Annotated in this window: 17 protein-coding genes; 4 read left to right on the forward strand and 13 right to left on the reverse strand. The window is 29.5% G+C overall.

Features of this window, described 5'->3' with window-relative positions; genetic code table 11:
* Positions 1-2: 2 nt before the first annotated feature.
* The 9 genes from ACTQYZ_RS03850 to rpsB all read right to left on the reverse strand — a co-directional run bounded on the left by ACTQYZ_RS03850 (position 3) and on the right by rpsB (position 7,460).
* Positions 3-740, reverse strand: coding sequence for a PHP domain-containing protein (locus ACTQYZ_RS03850; protein ID WP_441416059.1), 738 nt, complete (start codon positions 738-740; stop codon positions 3-5).
* The gene (gene ispG / locus ACTQYZ_RS03855) at positions 740-1,789 is read right to left on the reverse strand and encodes a flavodoxin-dependent (E)-4-hydroxy-3-methylbut-2-enyl-diphosphate synthase (protein WP_441022834.1); all 1,050 of its coding nucleotides are present in this window, start codon (positions 1,787-1,789) and stop codon (positions 740-742) included. Before ispG ends, ACTQYZ_RS03850 begins: the two co-directional genes overlap by 1 nt.
* 12 nt (positions 1,790-1,801) lie before the next feature.
* Positions 1,802-2,827: an RIP metalloprotease RseP gene (gene rseP / locus ACTQYZ_RS03860; protein WP_441416060.1), complete on the reverse strand. Its 1,026-nt coding sequence runs from the start codon at positions 2,825-2,827 to the stop codon at positions 1,802-1,804.
* Between the two features lie 12 nt (positions 2,828-2,839).
* Positions 2,840-3,661, reverse strand: coding sequence for a phosphatidate cytidylyltransferase (locus tag ACTQYZ_RS03865; protein WP_441022838.1), 822 nt, complete (start codon positions 3,659-3,661; stop codon positions 2,840-2,842).
* Position 3,662: 1 nt separating this feature from the next.
* On the reverse strand, positions 3,663-4,379 hold the full coding sequence (locus ACTQYZ_RS03870; protein ID WP_441022840.1) for an isoprenyl transferase: 717 nt from the start codon (positions 4,377-4,379) through the stop codon (positions 3,663-3,665).
* A gap of 28 nt (positions 4,380-4,407) precedes the next feature.
* Entirely contained in the window at positions 4,408-4,965 is a 558-nt protein-coding gene (gene frr, locus ACTQYZ_RS03875) for a ribosome recycling factor (RefSeq protein WP_441022842.1), read from the reverse strand.
* A 12-nt stretch (positions 4,966-4,977) separates the two neighbouring features.
* Positions 4,978-5,682 carry a UMP kinase gene (gene pyrH / locus ACTQYZ_RS03880; protein ID WP_329383985.1) on the reverse strand — a complete coding sequence of 235 codons (705 nt, stop codon included), beginning with the start codon at positions 5,680-5,682 and terminating at the stop codon, positions 4,978-4,980.
* 113 nt (positions 5,683-5,795) lie between these two features.
* The gene (gene tsf / locus ACTQYZ_RS03885; protein ID WP_441022845.1) at positions 5,796-6,704 is read right to left on the reverse strand and encodes a translation elongation factor Ts; all 909 of its coding nucleotides are present in this window, start codon (positions 6,702-6,704) and stop codon (positions 5,796-5,798) included.
* Positions 6,705-6,725: 21 nt separating this feature from the next.
* Positions 6,726-7,460, reverse strand: coding sequence for a 30S ribosomal protein S2 (gene rpsB, locus ACTQYZ_RS03890; protein WP_441416061.1), 735 nt, complete (start codon positions 7,458-7,460; stop codon positions 6,726-6,728).
* Positions 7,461-7,711: 251 nt separating this feature from the next.
* On the opposite strand from rpsB, the gene ACTQYZ_RS03895 reads away from it, so the two are divergent.
* On the forward strand, positions 7,712-8,248 hold the full coding sequence (locus ACTQYZ_RS03895) for a hypothetical protein (RefSeq protein WP_441022849.1): 537 nt from the start codon (positions 7,712-7,714) through the stop codon (positions 8,246-8,248).
* A gap of 40 nt (positions 8,249-8,288) precedes the next feature.
* On the opposite strand, the gene ACTQYZ_RS03900 is transcribed toward ACTQYZ_RS03895, so the two are convergent.
* From ACTQYZ_RS03900 to ACTQYZ_RS03915, 4 genes are all read right to left on the reverse strand, one after another.
* Positions 8,289-9,815 (reverse strand): YifB family Mg chelatase-like AAA ATPase, encoded by a 1,527-nt coding sequence (locus tag ACTQYZ_RS03900; protein ID WP_441022851.1) that lies wholly within the window; start codon positions 9,813-9,815, stop codon positions 8,289-8,291.
* Positions 9,816-9,966: 151 nt separating this feature from the next.
* A complete protein-coding gene (rpmF, locus tag ACTQYZ_RS03905) occupies positions 9,967-10,146 on the reverse strand; it encodes a 50S ribosomal protein L32 (RefSeq protein WP_138268708.1) in 180 nt (59 codons plus the stop codon).
* Between the two features lie 13 nt (positions 10,147-10,159).
* On the reverse strand, positions 10,160-10,636 hold the full coding sequence (locus tag ACTQYZ_RS03910; protein WP_441022853.1) for a YceD family protein: 477 nt from the start codon (positions 10,634-10,636) through the stop codon (positions 10,160-10,162).
* An 81-nt stretch (positions 10,637-10,717) separates the two neighbouring features.
* A complete protein-coding gene (locus ACTQYZ_RS03915) occupies positions 10,718-11,911 on the reverse strand; it encodes an acetate/propionate family kinase (protein ID WP_441416062.1) in 1,194 nt (397 codons plus the stop codon).
* A 204-nt stretch (positions 11,912-12,115) separates the two neighbouring features.
* Here ACTQYZ_RS03915 and ACTQYZ_RS03920 point away from each other — a divergent pair, with 204 nt between their 5' ends.
* The 3 genes from ACTQYZ_RS03920 to ACTQYZ_RS03930 are packed head-to-tail and all read left to right on the forward strand — an operon-like array spanning position 12,116 to position 15,793.
* Positions 12,116-12,670 carry a LemA family protein gene (locus ACTQYZ_RS03920; RefSeq protein ID WP_329384011.1) on the forward strand — a complete coding sequence of 185 codons (555 nt, stop codon included), beginning with the start codon at positions 12,116-12,118 and terminating at the stop codon, positions 12,668-12,670.
* 15 nt (positions 12,671-12,685) lie between these two features.
* A complete protein-coding gene (locus tag ACTQYZ_RS03925; RefSeq protein WP_441416063.1) occupies positions 12,686-14,581 on the forward strand; it encodes a DUF2207 domain-containing protein in 1,896 nt (631 codons plus the stop codon).
* A gap of 6 nt (positions 14,582-14,587) precedes the next feature.
* A complete protein-coding gene (locus ACTQYZ_RS03930) occupies positions 14,588-15,793 on the forward strand; it encodes a DUF2207 family protein (protein ID WP_441022858.1) in 1,206 nt (401 codons plus the stop codon).
* Positions 15,794-15,823: the final 30 nt, after the last annotated feature.

Consider the following 15,823-nt stretch of genomic DNA (forward strand, 5'->3'; position numbering starts at 1 on the left):
TTTTACTCCACATTCCATATTTTTTCTAAACTTATATTGCTTTGTTCGATAATTTTTTTTGCATTATTCCATTTTCCAATGTCATTTTTTGAATGTGCATCACTTCCTACTGCATACATAACGTTAATTCCTTCTTTTTCAATTAACTTAATATCTTCGGAATTTAATTTACTTTGTGTATCATTTATTTCAAGCATTATGTTATGCTTCTGTGCTTCTTTTGCAATTTTAATTATATCAACAGGACCTCTTGTATCAGGATGAGTTATCATTTTAAGAGGATATTTTCTCATTGCATTTATTATTGCATTTGTATTAATTTTAGTTTGTCTTTTTTTAAAAATACCAAACTTACAATATAAAGTATTCATTAATTGAAGGTTAAATAGTGCACTTAAATTTTTTGGTATAGACATTAAATGGATTCCACAGTATAAAACTTCTACAATGTTTAGTAGTTCATCATCAACATCTAATTCGCCTTTTGTTGAAATTATATTTGCTTCAAGTCCCATTATGATTTCCATGTCAGGATATTTTTCTCTCAATGAAATAATTTCATTTTTCATTTTCCTATAGGTTTCATTTGTATTGTGCTTTGCAACCATATGTCCAGGACCATGTTCGCTTATTATAATTTTTTTTATTCCTTTTTCTTTTGCCGCTAATACATTATCTTCTATAGTACCACTTCCATGAGAGTATACTGTGTGGCAATGAATTTCTGCTGTAAGTTTCATTATTTTATTCTTTCTTCAATCCTTTCTAAGATGAAAGATGCAATTTCATTAGTTTTTATGCTTGTAACTTGTTTTCCTTTTTCAAAGAAAACAGCATTACCGTTACCGCATGCAACCCCCATATCAGCTTCTTTTGCTTCTCCAGGGCCATTAACGGCACAACCCATAACAGCTACTGTAATAGGCTTTTTAATGTGCATTGTTTTTTCCTTTATCTCTTTTACTATTGCCAATGTATCTGTTTTACATCTTCCACAAGTAGGGCAGGATACAATTCTTACCCCTTCTTCCATTAAACCAAGACTAGTTAAAATTTCTTTTCCTACAATTACTTCATCTGAACTTTTACCTGTAAGAGAAACACGAATAGTATCTCCTATACCTTCTTTTAGAAGTGTTCCAAGTCCAATGCTGGATCTTACTATACCAGTAAGCTCAGCACCTGCTTCCGTAACACCAAGATGAAGCGGATAGTTGTATTTTTCACTAAATAATCTGTTAGCATCTATTGTTGTTGTTACATCACTTGATTTAATTGACAATACAATATTATCATAATCAAATTCATTAAAGTAAGATATGCTTCTATAAGCACTTTCCACTAAAGCTTCAGCTGTAGGATGCTTATATTTTTCAAGTAAATCTTTTTCAAGACTACCTGAGTTGACACCGATTCTAACAGGGATATCATAGTCTTTTAAGCATTTAACAACTTCTCTTACTTTTTCTTTGCCTCCAATATTGCCTGGATTAATTCTAACCTTATGTACGCCATTTTTGATTGCTGCAATTGCAACTTTATAATCAAAATGTATATCTGCAACAAAAGGTATATTTGTATTTTTTATTATTTCTGGAATAACCTCTGCTGCTTCCATATTTGGAATAGTTCCTCTGATTATGTCACACCCAAGCATTTCAAGGTCATTTATTTCTTTTATAATGCTTTTATAGTCTGTAGGAGGAAGTTTTAACATAGATTGAATTAATACAGGATTTCCTCCGCCTATAATTTTATTTCCAATTTTTACTACATTAGTTTTTTTCATTTTATAACTCTCCTAAAAAAGTTTTATTACATCCTGTACAGCTACAAATACCGCAAGTCCCATTAAAAGTATAAATCCGATAAAATGAATAGTGCCTTCTTTTTCACGGTTTATAGGGGATCCTTTTATCATTTCTATAATACAAAATAGTATTCTGCTTCCATCTAGGGCTGGTATAGGAAGTAAGTTAAATATACCAATGTTTATTGCTAGAAGTGCTGTAATGTTTAACACAATTATGCTACCCATACTCATTGCCTGATTTACAATTGTTGCAACTCCTATAGGACCTGATAATTGGTTAATTCCTATAGCTCCTCTAATTAAACTTATAATAGCTTCAAATGTTAAATAAATATAAGTAAAGAATGCTTTAAAAGCATTTGTAATTGTTCCTATAAAACTTCTTGAATATTCAGGAGTAATTCCTATTTTATATGAATTAGTTGACTTATCTAAAGTTGGAGTCATTGTAGTTTGTTTTGTCTGGTTATCAGATGTTTTATAAGTTACATTTATTTTTTTACCATTTGATGATGTGATTTCATTTGAAAGATCTTCCCAACTATTTATATTTGTATCTTCTATTTTTATAATAGTATCTCCTGCTTTAAGTCCAGAAGTATATGCAGGAGAATTTTCAAGTACGTTTGATATTGTTGTTGTAGGTTCTGTGCCTGCCATAGCATATACAATCATTAAAATTATGATTGCTGTTATTAAATTCATAAAAGCACCTGCAGCTAAAACTAAAATACGTTTAAAAGGTGAAATAGAATTTAATGAACCTTCTCCAAGCTCATTTTCATCTTCATCTTCTCCATACATTTTGCAGTACCCGCCAACAGGGAAAAGTCTTAAAGAATAAAGCGTTTCATCTTTTCCTTTTCTTTTAAAAAGAAGTGGTCCCATCCCAATAGAAAATTCTTCTACGATGACACCACATTTTTTTGCCACAATAAAGTGACCGAATTCATGAGTTGTTATTAATACCCCAAATATAATCAGGGTGCAAATAATTGATAATACTATGCTCAAATTAATCGTCTCCTAAAAAGTAAGTATATTTATAACAATATATACATAAAAGAACGTTCCAGCAAGTGAAAAAAGCATTCCGTCAATTCTATCAAGTATTCCACCATGTCCCGGAATTAATTTGCCATAATCTTTAACACCGAAAGTTCTTTTTATCATTGATGCAGTTAAATCACCAAATTGACAAAGTATACTATCTATTATTGCCATTATTATAAAGTCTATTAAAAAAAGATCAAGAATATTATATTTTGTATAAATGAAATATAATATTATACCTGCTATAATACCAAATAATAATCCATAAAAACTTCCTTCTATACTTTTTTTGGGGCTTATAGCAGGACAAAGTTTATGTTTGCCAAATTTAACTCCGAAAAGATAAGCAAAAGAATCTGTGGCAACTGCAATTAAAATTCCGAAAGTAATAAGCGCTAATCCTTGGTTGTTTGGTAGATAGTTAATCATTATAACCATAAATGAAAGTATTAGCGATATATATATTATTCCGAAAACAGAGTAAATCGTAGTTTCTGAATGGTATTTTTTATTTAGTATATTATTGATTGTAATAAGTATTACAATAATAGGTAGAACAGGAACCAATAATGCTGGCATAATAGTTGCAAAGAACATCATTATCGTTCCAAGCAAAATATATATTATTTTTGATAATTCTAAATGTTTTCCGTTATTGTCAACTACATTGATATATTCATATAATGCTATTGCATTTACAATAAACCCTAAAGCTAAAAAAGCTTTATTTCCTATTATTAACGCAATAATTAGTAATAATATTAATGCAGCGGCACTTATTATTCTTTTTGTCAATTTATTTCACCAATCCTCCAAATCTTCTTTCTTTATGTTGGAAAGAGTAAATGGCTTTATGTAATTCTTCTACATTAAAATTAGGCCAAAGTACATCACAAAAATATAACTCACTATATGCAATCTGCCATAATAGGAAGTTACTTATTCTGATATCTCCGCCTGTTCTTATTAATAAATCAATGTCTGTATTTTCGTTATTATATAAATATTTGCTGAATAATTCTTCTGTAATATCTTCAGCGTTGATTCCCTCTTCTATTATTTCCTTTGTAGCATTTACTATTTCTTTTCTTCCACCGTAGTTAAGGGCAATATGGACATGAAGTCCCGTACCATTTTTTGTTCTTTCAATTGTGTCTTTCATGCTGTTTAATGTTTTCTCAGGTAGAGATTCAATATCCCCTATGAAGTCCATTTTAACATTTTCCTTAACTAAATCATCGGTTTCTTTATTTAGATACTCGATAACAAGGTTCATAATAGTATTAATTTCATCTTTTGGTCTTTTCCAGTTTTCCGTAGAGAATGCATATAAAGTAAGATGTTTTATATTTAGATTATTTACTTCTTTTATTATATCTTTTACGGTTTTGGCACCAAATTTATGACCAAAACTTCTAATTTTACCTTGTTGTTTTGCCCACCTACCATTGCCATCCATAATAATGGCAAGGTGGGTAGGCATATTATTTTTATCTAATTCAAAATTATCCATTTTATGTTTCCCTTAAATAAATAATTAATTATATTGTTGTAATTTCTTTTTCTTTTGTTTTAATTTTTTCGTCAATTTCTTTAACATATTCATCTGTTAATTTTTGGATTTCATCTTCAAAGTCTTTTAATCCGTCTTCTGTTATTTCACCATTTTTTTGAGCTGCTTTTAAATCATGTATAGCATTTCTTCTGATATTTCTTACTGCAACTTTTGCATTTTCTCCTTCTTTTTGAGCAAGTTTACAAAGTTCTTTTCTTCTTTCTTCTGTTAATTGAGGAATAGAAAGTCTTATAACTTTTCCATCATTTGAAGGATTTAAACCTAAATCAGAATTCATGATTGCTTTTTCAATTAATTTTAAGGCAGATTGATCCCAAGGTTGAACTGTTAAAGTTCTTGGTTCAGGAGCAGAAATGCTTGCCATTTGATTTACTGGTGTTGGACTTCCATAGTAGTCAACTACAATTCTATCTAACATTGCAGGATTTGCTCTTCCTGCTCTTAATGCATTTAAGTTTGCTTGTAAATTTTCAACTGCTTTAGTCATTTTTTCTTTTGTTTGGGCTTTTATTTCGTTACTCATTTTTTTTCTCCTTTATTTTATTATTGTACCGATTTTTTCTCCACATACTACTTTTTCGATATTTTCAGGTGGATCTATTGCAAATATAAGTAATGGAATATCATTGTCCATACAAAGTGATGCTGCTGTTGAGTCAATAACTTTTAATCCTTGATCTAAAATGTCAAGATAAGTTAGTTCGTCATATTTTATTGCATCATCATATAAATTAGGGTCTTTATTGTAAACACCATCTATGTTCTTTGCAGATAAAATAGCTTCAGCTTCTATTTCTGCAGCTCTTAGAGATGCTGCTGTATCTGTTGAGAAGAATGGGTTACCTGTTCCTGATGCAAAGATTACTATTCTTCCTTTTTCTAAATGTCTTATTGCTCTTCTTCTTATATAACTTTCAGATATTTGTCTCATTTCTATTGCGCTTTGAACTCTTACTTGTAGATCTAATTGTTCAAGACTGTCTTGAAGAGCTAATGCATTCATTACAGTTGCAAGCATACCGATATAATCAGCAGTTGCTCTGTCCATGCCTTCTCCTGTTCTTCCTCTCCAGAAGTTTCCGCCTCCAACAACTATGGCAATTTCAACTCCCATGTCATGGCATTTTTTTATATGTTCGCTTATTTTATTTATAACAGATGTGTTTAAACCAAATCTCTTATCTCCGGCAAGAGCTTCGCCGCTTACTTTCAATATAATTCTTTTGTATTTAGGTTCCATAAAATACTCCTATCTATCATTTATCTTTTTCTTTATATATAATACAATATTTACTTAAATAAAACAATAAAAAAAGAACACAACTGAATTAATTGTGTTCTTTTAAATGTTAATTATTCACCTAATTGTTTTTGAATTTCTTCAGCAAAGTTTTCTTCTTTCTTTTCAAGACCTTCGCCTGTTTCAAAACGAACGATTTTGTTGATTTTAATGTTTGCACCAGCTTGAGCGATGTATTTTTCAACTGTTAAATCAGGATCTTGAACATATGCTTGATCAAGAAGACAAACTTCTTTAAGTTCTTTGTTTAAACGTCCTGTAATCATTTTTTCAATGATATTGTCAGGTTTTTCAGGATGTTCTGTTTTTGCTTGATGAAGTAAAATTTCTTTTTCTGATTCAATATAGTCGCTTGGAACTTCTTCTCTTGAAACATATTTAGGATTCATAGCTGCAACTTGCATAGCAACATTTCTAAGACAAGTTTTAACAGCATCGTTTACTTCATCACAGTCAGCTTCTACAACAGCACCGATTTTTCCGTTTCCGTGAATGTAAGCAGCAACGCATCCGTTACTTACGATTTTTTCAAATCTTCTGATGTTTAAGTTTTCACCAATAACTGCGATTTTTTCATTTAAAGCTTCTTTTACAGTTTTTCCTGCTTCTTTTGCCCATGATTCAGCTAAGAAAGCATCTAAATCTTTAGCATCGCTTAATATAACTTGTTCAGCAACATCTTCAACAAAGTTTTGGAAGTCTTCGTTTTTAGCAACGAAGTCTGTTTCTGAGTTTACTTCAACGATACCAGCAACTTTATCGTCTTTAACTACTACTTTTACAGCACCTTCAGCAGCGATTCTTCCTGCTTTTTTGCTTGCAGCAGCAAGACCTTTTTCTCTTAAGTTTACGATGGCTTTTTCGATATCACCGTCTGTTTCAACAAGTGCTTTTTTGCAGTCCATCATACCAACGCCTGTTTTTTCTCTAAGTTCTTTAATAAGTTTAGTTGTAATTGCCATAATTATATCCCCTTGATAATATTATTCTTTAACTTCTGTTGTAGCTTCTTCAACTACAGCCTCTTCCATTTGTTCGCCTTGTTTTCCTTCTAAAATAGCATTAGCAATAGTAGAAGCGATTAATGATACGGCTCTGATAGCATCATCGTTACCTGGAATTGGGTAATCAATTTCATCAGGATCACAGTTTGTATCAACAATAGCGATAATTGGAATATTAAGTTTTTTAGCTTCTGAAATAGCAATTCTTTCTTTTTTAGGGTCGATTACGAATAATGCTGATGGAAGTTTTTCCATGTTTTTAATTCCGCCTAGGAATTTTTCAAGTTTATCTCTTTGGTTTTTAAGTAAGATAACTTCTTTTTTAGGAAGTACATCAAAAGTACCGTCTTCTTCCATTTGATTTAATTCGTGTAATTTTTTAATTCTTTTAGAAATAGTTTGGAAGTTTGTAAGTGTACCACCTAACCATCTTTGGTTAATGAAGTGACTTCCACTTTTAATTGCTTCAGTTTGGATAGCTTCTTGAGCTTGTTTTTTAGTTCCGATGAATAAGATTTCTCCGCCTTCTTCAGCGATTTCTCTTGCAAATTTGCAAGCATCGTCAACTAATCCTACTGTTTGTTGTAAGTCAATGATATAAATACCATTTCTTTCTGTGAAGATGTATTTTTTCATTTTTGGATTCCATCTTCTTGTTTGATGTCCGAATTGAACACCAGCTTCTAATAATTGTTTCATTTGAATGTAACTCATTCTTTTTCCTCCTTGGTTTTTTCCTTGATATGCCAATTCAGCTCATAAATGAGAACCAAAGAATTTAAAGCATATCTGTGATTTTTTGTCAACCTTGTTTATGATATCATAAGGGCATTTTATATGCAAGATAATATATGTATTTTTTTATATTTTTTTTACCTAAAATTAAGGCTGTAAAGGCTTTTGAGGTGATTTTTAACTTATTGATTGTTTAATCATATAAAAAATTAAAGTTCATATATTTTAGTATGAGAAAAAGAAGAACATTAAAAAGTATAATTTATTTATTATTAATTATTTTCATAGGTCTTGTTATTTTTACATTTATTTTTAACGGAATGTCATTTTCTGTTTCAAACATGGATTCAAATGTTCCTTATAACATAAAAGACTTGTTAAAGAAAGATTATGGGAAAAGTAAATATTATCTATCAAAAGGAGGAGTAAGTATAGATATAGAAAGGGTATTAAATGAAAATTATTTTATTACTTATTCTTGGATGAGTGGAAATAAAAGCTCTTTTTATGTAGTTTTTTTAGTAGAAAACCAAAATAAAAATCCCATAAGTAATCATAAAATTAATAATTTAAAAGTTGTTGATAATCTTGGAATGGAATATAAACCCATAAACTTTTATTTTGATGATTATCCTGTTGATGAGCCTTTAAAATATAAAGAAACTTTGAATTTTAGATTCCTTCCTTTTAATGAAAATGTAAAAAGTATTACAATATCATTTAATTATAATGGGAATGATTTTGTTTTTAAAAATATTCCAATATAAAAAGCAGTATATTTTATACTGCTTTTTATGATAAAACAACTTACATTCCTCTATATTGTAATGCTTCGCTTATATGCGATGAATTTATATTTTCTTCTCCGTCAAGATCTGCTATTGTTCGTGCAAGTTTTAAAATTCTATGATAGCCTCTTGCTGATAAATTCAAATTATCAAAAGCCATTTTCATAAGTTTTTCTTCTTCTTCTCCAATTTTACACCACTGTTCTATTTTACTTGGAGTTAACATGGAGTTAAAAAGAATGTTAGTTCCTTTATATCGTTTTAGCTGGATTTCTCTTGCTTTATTTACTCTTTCTCTTATTTGTGTACTTGTTTCTGATTTAGTACTATTTATTCTTAATTTGTCATAGTCTTGTCTTGGAACTTTTACTTGAATATCTATTCTGTCAAGTAAAGGCCCTGATATTTTGTTTTTGTATCTTTCTCTTTGGTTATCTGTGCATTTACATTCTATTTTACTGTCTCCAAGATACCCACAAGGGCAAGGGTTCATACTTGCAAGAAGCATAAAATCGGCAGGGTAGGATAGGGAAGCATATACTCTTGAAATATTAACTTCTCCGTCTTCAAGAGGTTGTCTTAAAACTTCCAATACTTTCTTCTGAAATTCAGGGAACTCATCTAAAAATAATACTCCAAGGTGTGCAAGACTTACTTCTCCCGGAATTGGTATTCTTCCTCCTCCAATTAAAGATACATCTGATATTGTATGGTGAGGACTTCTAAATGGCCTTGTTTTTATTAGTGGTTCATCTTTCTTTAAAAGTCCTGATACAGAATATATTTTTGTAACTTCCAAACTTTCTTCTAATGTCATTTTAGGAAGAATAGTTGAAAATCTTTTTGCAAGCATTGTTTTCCCGCTTCCCGGAGGACCTATCATAAGAATGTTATGTGCTCCTGCAGCTGCTATTTCCATTGCTCTTTTAACGCTTTCTTGTCCTTTTACATCTGCAAAATCTAGTTCTGATAATGTATCTTCATCATTTGAAAAATAATTATCATTAAAATCCATCTTGTTTATTGGTTTTCTATTATTAATATGAGAAACGACTTCTAAAATATTTTTTGCAGGATATACATTTATACCGTCTATAATTGATGCTTCCTTTGCATTTTCAATAGGAACGACAATATTTGTTATTCCGTTATTTTTTGCCTCCATAACCATTGGAAGAACTCCGTCTACTCCTCGAAGTGTTCCGTCCAGTGAAAGCTCTCCGATAAATAAATATTTATTTAAATCAATATTTGAAAAAATCTGTGTAGAAGAAAGAAGGATACCAATGGCTATTGGTAAATCATAAAAAGTTCCTTCTTTTTTTATATTTGCAGGTGCTAAATTGATTGTTATTTTACCAAGGGGTATTTGAAAAGAACTATTTTTTATTGCTGCAAAAACTCTTTCTTTTGATTCCTTTACGGCAATATCCCCAAGCCCTACAACTGACATTGAAGGAAGGGCTTTGGTAATGATATCTGTTTCAACGCTTACGATTATTCCATCAACTCCCATAATGCTTCCTGAATATAATTTACTAAACATTTTTATTACCTCTATATTATTTCTTTTATTTAATATTAGTAGAACATATGTTCATTGTCAATAATATGAGAGTATCTGGTCACTTTTTGGTCACTTTTGTAAAAATAATAAAAAACACTGTACCTTAGTACAGTGTTTTAATTTATCTTTATTATTCAACATCAATAACAGTTACATCTTTATATGTTCCGCAAACGCTACATACTCTGTGAGGAGCTTTTACTTCTCCGCATTTTGGACAAACGCTAGATGCAGGCATAGCGATTTTATAACTGTTAGCTCTTTTTTTGTCTCTTCTTGCTTTAGAAATTTTTCTCTTTGGTACTGCCATGATTATTCACCTCCTAGTTTTCACCTTCGCCCTCTAATAGTTTACTAAGTGCCGCAAATTTTGGATTAATTTTATTTTTACCACAATCGCAGCTTTCTTTGTTTAGGTTTATACCACAATCTGGACAAAGGCCTAAACAATCATCCTTGCATAAAACTTTATTCGGCATATTTAATAAAATTTGTTCTCTTACAGCTTCTTTAAGGTCGATTCCTTCAGCTTCACTGTTTTCAATCTCTTTGATATCATACTGTTTTTCTAAAGGAAAATCTTCATTTCTTTGGATATCTTCCAAACATCTGTCGCAGGTTGTAAAATAAGTCAAAAGTATTTTACAACTTAACTGTAAAATATCAGACTGCTTAAATACTTCACCTTTTACATTAATGTTTGAAATTTGAAAATCTTTATAAGAAAAATCTTCAAGTTTTTCATCAATTAAAAGGCACTGATTATCGCTATCTAATATTTTTTTAAGTTTAATAATCAACTTTTTTCCTCCTAGCGTCACAGTAAGAACAATTATATATCTTTAGCTATAATTTGTCAATATATTATTATTAATTATTGGCTATTTTAATATATTTATTGTTTCTTTTGCTATCATTAATTCTTCATTTGTTGGAACAACCATGCAAGTTGTTTTTGAAGAAGGTTTTGTTATAAATTGAGCTTTTCCTCTTACATTGTTTGCTTCTTCGTCAAAGTCAATACCGAAGAATTCCATGTCTTTTAATATTGCAGCTCTAACGTCTGTTGAGTTTTCGCCGATACCACCTGTAAATGCAATGCAGTCAACGCCATTCATTGCAGCAGTGTAAGCTCCAATAGTTGTTTTTACTCTATATACAAATATATCAAATGCAAGTTTTGCTCTTTCGTTTCCTTTTTCCATAGCATCTGTTATATCTCTAAAGTCTGAAGATACTCCTGAAACTCCAAGTAAACCTGATTCTTTGTTTAATATATCTTCAACTTCTTTTGGTGTTTTGTTTTCTTTTTCGCAAAGGAATGGAATTACTGATGGGTCGATAGAACCGCTTCTTGTTCCCATTTCAAGACCATCAAGAGGAGTGAATCCCATTGAGTTTTCAATACATTCCCCTTTGTTTACGGCAGAAATACTAGCACCATTACCTAAGTGACATACAATTACTTTTAAATCTTTTACATCTTTATTCATAAGCTCAGCTACTTTTTGTGATACAAATTGATGAGAGATTCCGTGGAAACCGTATTTTCTTATACTATATTTTTCATAGTATTCATAAGGAATAGGATACATATAAGCTTGTTTTGGAATTGTTCTATGGAAAGATGTATCGAATACACATACCATTTCTTTTCCAGGGAATACTTCTTTACATCCTAAAAGACCCATTACTTGTCCAGGGATGTGAAGAGGTGCAAGCTCACTGCATTCTTTTAATCCTTCGATTACTTCATCTGTTGCTTTGATTGATTCATTATATTTTTCGCCGCCTGTTGTTATTCTATGTCCGATTGCAGAAATTTCATCTAAACTGCTAATAACACCATATTCTTTATCAACAAGAGCCTTTACTAAAATTTGAAGAGCTTCTTTATGTGTAGGCATATTTTCATTAAATACTACATTATCTTTTCCAGGTTGTTTATGTGTTAAAATTCCGTCCTCTAAACCTATTCTTTCAGCTACTCCATTAGCTAAAACATTGTTGTTATCCATATCAATAAGTTGATATTTTAGCGAAGAGCTTCCGCAGTTAATTACAAGAACTTTCATTAATATATTTCCTCCTAATAAATGTAAACTGTTTTTATTTGTATTTGAAAAATTCCTTATTATTTTATACCCTTTTTGTTGTTTTGTAAATAATAATGTAGGTAAATCTTTTCATAATTATTTTAATATTTTTATATAAAAGTATAATTAGATTTGAGTTTATATGATAAAATATAATAAAAGTATTTTTAAAGGAGAAAGTTTATGATTACATTAATTATCATTTTAATTGTTGTTGCTGTAATTGTTCTATATTTAATATCAGCTTACAACAATTTTGTAAAGTTAAATAACAAAATAAAAGAAGCTTTTGCAACTATGGATGTTTATCTAAAGAAAAGATATGACCTTATTCCTAACTTAGTTGAAACAGTAAAAGGTTATGCAAAACATGAACAAGGCACTCTTGAAAAAGTTATAAGTGCAAGAAACATGGCTATGAATGCTTCTAGTGTTGGAGATAAAATTGAAGGAGAAAATGTTCTTTCAGGTACTTTAAAATCATTATTTGCTCTTTCTGAAAGTTATCCTGATTTAAAAGCAAATGAAAATTTTGTTTCTCTTCAAAATGATTTAAATAGAATGGAAGAAGAAATTGCTTCTTCAAGAAAATACTATAATGCTATAGTTAATACTTTTAATACAAAAACAGAAGTTTTTCCAACTAATATTATAGCAAATATGTTTGGTTTTTCTGCTAAACCTTTATTTGAAGTAAACAGTGAAGAAGAAAGAGAAAACGTAAAAGTTGAATTTTAACATTTAGGTATTAATATGAAAAGAACAAGAAAGATTGTAGGCTTAGTAGTATTATTATTTTTATTTTTGCTTCCATCTACAAATATTTTTGCATCGGAAGCATTTACCATAGATAATTATAAAATAAATATGGTAGTAAATGATGATAACAGCTATACAATAGAAGAAACAATAGATGTAGATTTTGGATATAATCAAAAACATGGTATATTCAGAACAATCCCTACAATTTCTTCAGCTACAAGAAATATTGATGGAAAAGATGTAAAAAAAACACATTTAATTAAAGTAAAAGATATTGATGTAGTTGGAAGTGATTATTCTACAGAAAGAAATTTTGATAATATAGTATTGCAAATAGGGGATAGTGACGAATATGTAACTGGTAAGCAAACTTATAAAATTAAATATACTTATGTTGTCGGTAATGACGGAATAAATGAGTTTGATGATGTTTATTTTAACCTTATAGGAAACGACTGGGATACAACCATTGATAAAGTAACCTTTACAATTAAAATGCCAAAAGATTTTGATACAAACTTAATTAATTTTACATCAGGTTCTTATGGCAATACAGACAGTAATGTAGAGTATAGTGTTGATAATAATGTAATAAAAGGATATACAACTTCTAAACTTTATAATCATGAAAGTGTTACAGTTAGAATAGAGCTTCCTGATGGATATTTTGTAAATGCATCTTCAAATAATAAATTATTTGATATTATCTTTCTTATAGTTTCAGCATTAATATTAATATTATCTTTATTTGTATTTACAAAACATGGGAAAGATGAAAAAATAATAAAGACAGTTGAATTTTATCCCCCAAATAACATGACTCCGGCAGAGGTTGGATATATTGCAGGAGATAGTTGGAGTGATAAAAATCTAACATCAATGATAATATATTTTGCATCTAAAGGATATCTTAAAATTAGAGAAGAAAGTGAAGCTGAACTTATTTTTATAAAGGTGAAAAATTTACCAAAAGATGCAAAACTTTATGAAAAATGTTTATTTGATAATTTGTTTGCTTCTTCTGATGAAGTGAAATTATCTTCACTTAAATATAAGTATTCTTCAGCACTAACACTTGCAAGAGACGATTTGCAAAGTGAGTTTAGCGGAGAAAAGAGTTTAAGTGATAGAGTTTCTTTAAAAATGCAGCGTATAATGACCGGTGTAGTCTGTCTATTTGCATTTGTAAGCTATACTTATACTTTCTATCAAATATTTTATAGTATGCTTATAAGCTTAATTTTAGGATTTGCATCAACTGTTTTAATAGGCGGTATTTATATATCAATTATTTATTTGATAAGTAAGATGCACACCGGAAGTAACAAAAGCAAAGTTTTTGGGATAGCATTTTGTTTGATTTTATATGCTTTACTTATGGGAGCAATGTGTTTTGTTTTAAATATTTTATCATTTAGCGTGATTTTTTATTTATTACAAAATATTATTTTAATCATAAGCGTATTTTTAACAGGTATGACATATAAAAGAAGTAAATATTTAGATAGTATTATTGGAAAGATACTTGGATTTAAAGACTTTTTGATTGTTACTGAAAAAGATAAACTTGAGGCATTGGTTGAAGAAAATCCTTCATATTTTTATGATATAATGCCTTATACATTTGTACTTGGAATAAGTTCAAAATGGATGGATAAATTTAAAGATATAACAATGGAACCTCCTACATGGTATAGTTCATATAATTCTCCTACATTTTGGGATTATTATATGATGTCACGTCTATATGATAGAATGTTGTTTATGAACAGTACTGTAAGTGCTGTAGAGGTAAGTGATATTTCTTCAAGTGGTGGCGGTGGCTTTTCCGGTGGAGGCGGCTTCTCTGGAGGCGGCTTCGGCGGCGGTGGCGGCGGAAGCTGGTAGAAAATTATGGATAGGAAAAAAGAAAAAGTTCAAGAAGGTATAATTCTATTAATTTTAGCTATAGTTATAGGAGTTGTTATATATGTAACGCAGAAGCTGTTTAGTAAAAAGCTTCCTCCGAATATATTAACCATACTTTTACTTTGTGCTGTAGCTTTACTTATTTTAAATTTAATAATTTATTTTATATGGGGTAAAGATAAAAAGGTTAATCAAGAAATAGCTGTTTATCCTCCAAGTGGTATGGATGGATTTGTTGCAGGCTATTTAGATACAGGAGAAGTTCAAAGTAATCATTTTGTATCTTTGATACTGTCCCTTGCCATAAAAAAATATATTAGTATTTTTAAAGATATAGATGGCAAAATTATTATAAAGAAAATAAAAGAATTAGATAAATACACAACAAAGTTTGAAAGATTTATATATAAAATTCTTTTTAAAGGGAATAGAAATTCTGTTAGCAGCAAGGAATTATTTGAAAATGAAGGACATTATTTTTCTAGAATGGAAAATATTATAAATAATTCTTATTCTAAAGATAGTAATATTGAAGATAAAACATCAAGATTTTTTAGAAGATTGACAGGTGTATTATTTGCAATTCTTCTTATTGTGTCATTCATAATATATTCTTACTTTGCTTTTAGAGCATTAAGATTTAGAGTTGCTTTTACAATATTATTATTGATTTTAGCGGGATTTATGTATTATCTATTGTCCCATTTGATTGTTGCATATCAAACAAGCAGCAGTACTTATATAAAATATGCCGTTCTAGTTACAAGCATATTTATACTATGTGGTAATATATCAGTTCCTTACTTTTCAATTCACTACAGTAATGTTGGTATTATGTTTGTTTGCCAACTTAACTTGTTACTGTTATGTGTTATTGTAAATGGGTTTATATTTAAAAGAAGTGAACACTTAAACTATGTGATATCACAGCTTAGTGGGTTTAAAAATAATTTGAGCCAATTTGATAAGGAGAATATTATATCTCTATACAATAATGATAGAGAATACTTTTTTGAAATACTTCCGTACTTGTTTTCTTTGGAACTATCAATAATTCTTTTTGATGAAAATGAGGGAAAAATTGAAATGCCTTATTTCTATTCAGTTTATGACGAAAGAAAAGAAATTTCATTGAATGATTTTAACAACGATATGGATATACTTGATGATGCAATCATTCATTCATATTAAAAATAAAAAGACTTACATAAAATGTAAGTC

Origin of the sequence: Anaerofustis sp. LCP19S3_F7 (assembly GCF_052119445.1) — a bacterium.
In the GTDB taxonomy this organism is placed as follows: domain Bacteria; phylum Bacillota; class Clostridia; order Eubacteriales; family Anaerofustaceae; genus Anaerofustis; species Anaerofustis butyriciformans.

What these genes read in the sequence shown, in the direction of transcription:
- ACTQYZ_RS03930 (WP_441022858.1), top strand. Translation starts at nt 14,588, where the DNA reads ATGGATAGGAAAAAAGAAAAAGTTCAAGAAGGTATAATTCTATTAATT.
- ACTQYZ_RS03900 (WP_441022851.1), bottom strand. Translation starts at nt 9,815, where the DNA reads ATGTTTAGTAAATTATATTCAGGAAGCATTATGGGAGTTGATGGAATA.
- ACTQYZ_RS03895 (WP_441022849.1), top strand. Translation starts at nt 7,712, where the DNA reads ATGAGAAAAAGAAGAACATTAAAAAGTATAATTTATTTATTATTAATT.
- rpsB (WP_441416061.1), bottom strand. Translation starts at nt 7,460, where the DNA reads ATGAGTTACATTCAAATGAAACAATTATTAGAAGCTGGTGTTCAATTC.
- pyrH (WP_329383985.1), bottom strand. Translation starts at nt 5,682, where the DNA reads ATGGAACCTAAATACAAAAGAATTATATTGAAAGTAAGCGGCGAAGCT.
- ACTQYZ_RS03915 (WP_441416062.1), bottom strand. Translation starts at nt 11,911, where the DNA reads ATGAAAGTTCTTGTAATTAACTGCGGAAGCTCTTCGCTAAAATATCAA.
- ACTQYZ_RS03920 (WP_329384011.1), top strand. Translation starts at nt 12,116, where the DNA reads ATGATTACATTAATTATCATTTTAATTGTTGTTGCTGTAATTGTTCTA.
- ACTQYZ_RS03925 (WP_441416063.1), top strand. Translation starts at nt 12,686, where the DNA reads ATGAAAAGAACAAGAAAGATTGTAGGCTTAGTAGTATTATTATTTTTA.
- ispG (WP_441022834.1), bottom strand. Translation starts at nt 1,789, where the DNA reads ATGAAAAAAACTAATGTAGTAAAAATTGGAAATAAAATTATAGGCGGA.
- frr (WP_441022842.1), bottom strand. Translation starts at nt 4,965, where the DNA reads ATGAGTAACGAAATAAAAGCCCAAACAAAAGAAAAAATGACTAAAGCA.
- ACTQYZ_RS03850 (WP_441416059.1), bottom strand. Translation starts at nt 740, where the DNA reads ATGAAACTTACAGCAGAAATTCATTGCCACACAGTATACTCTCATGGA.
- tsf (WP_441022845.1), bottom strand. Translation starts at nt 6,704, where the DNA reads ATGGCAATTACAACTAAACTTATTAAAGAACTTAGAGAAAAAACAGGC.
- rpmF (WP_138268708.1), bottom strand. Translation starts at nt 10,146, where the DNA reads ATGGCAGTACCAAAGAGAAAAATTTCTAAAGCAAGAAGAGACAAAAAA.
- ACTQYZ_RS03870 (WP_441022840.1), bottom strand. Translation starts at nt 4,379, where the DNA reads ATGGATAATTTTGAATTAGATAAAAATAATATGCCTACCCACCTTGCC.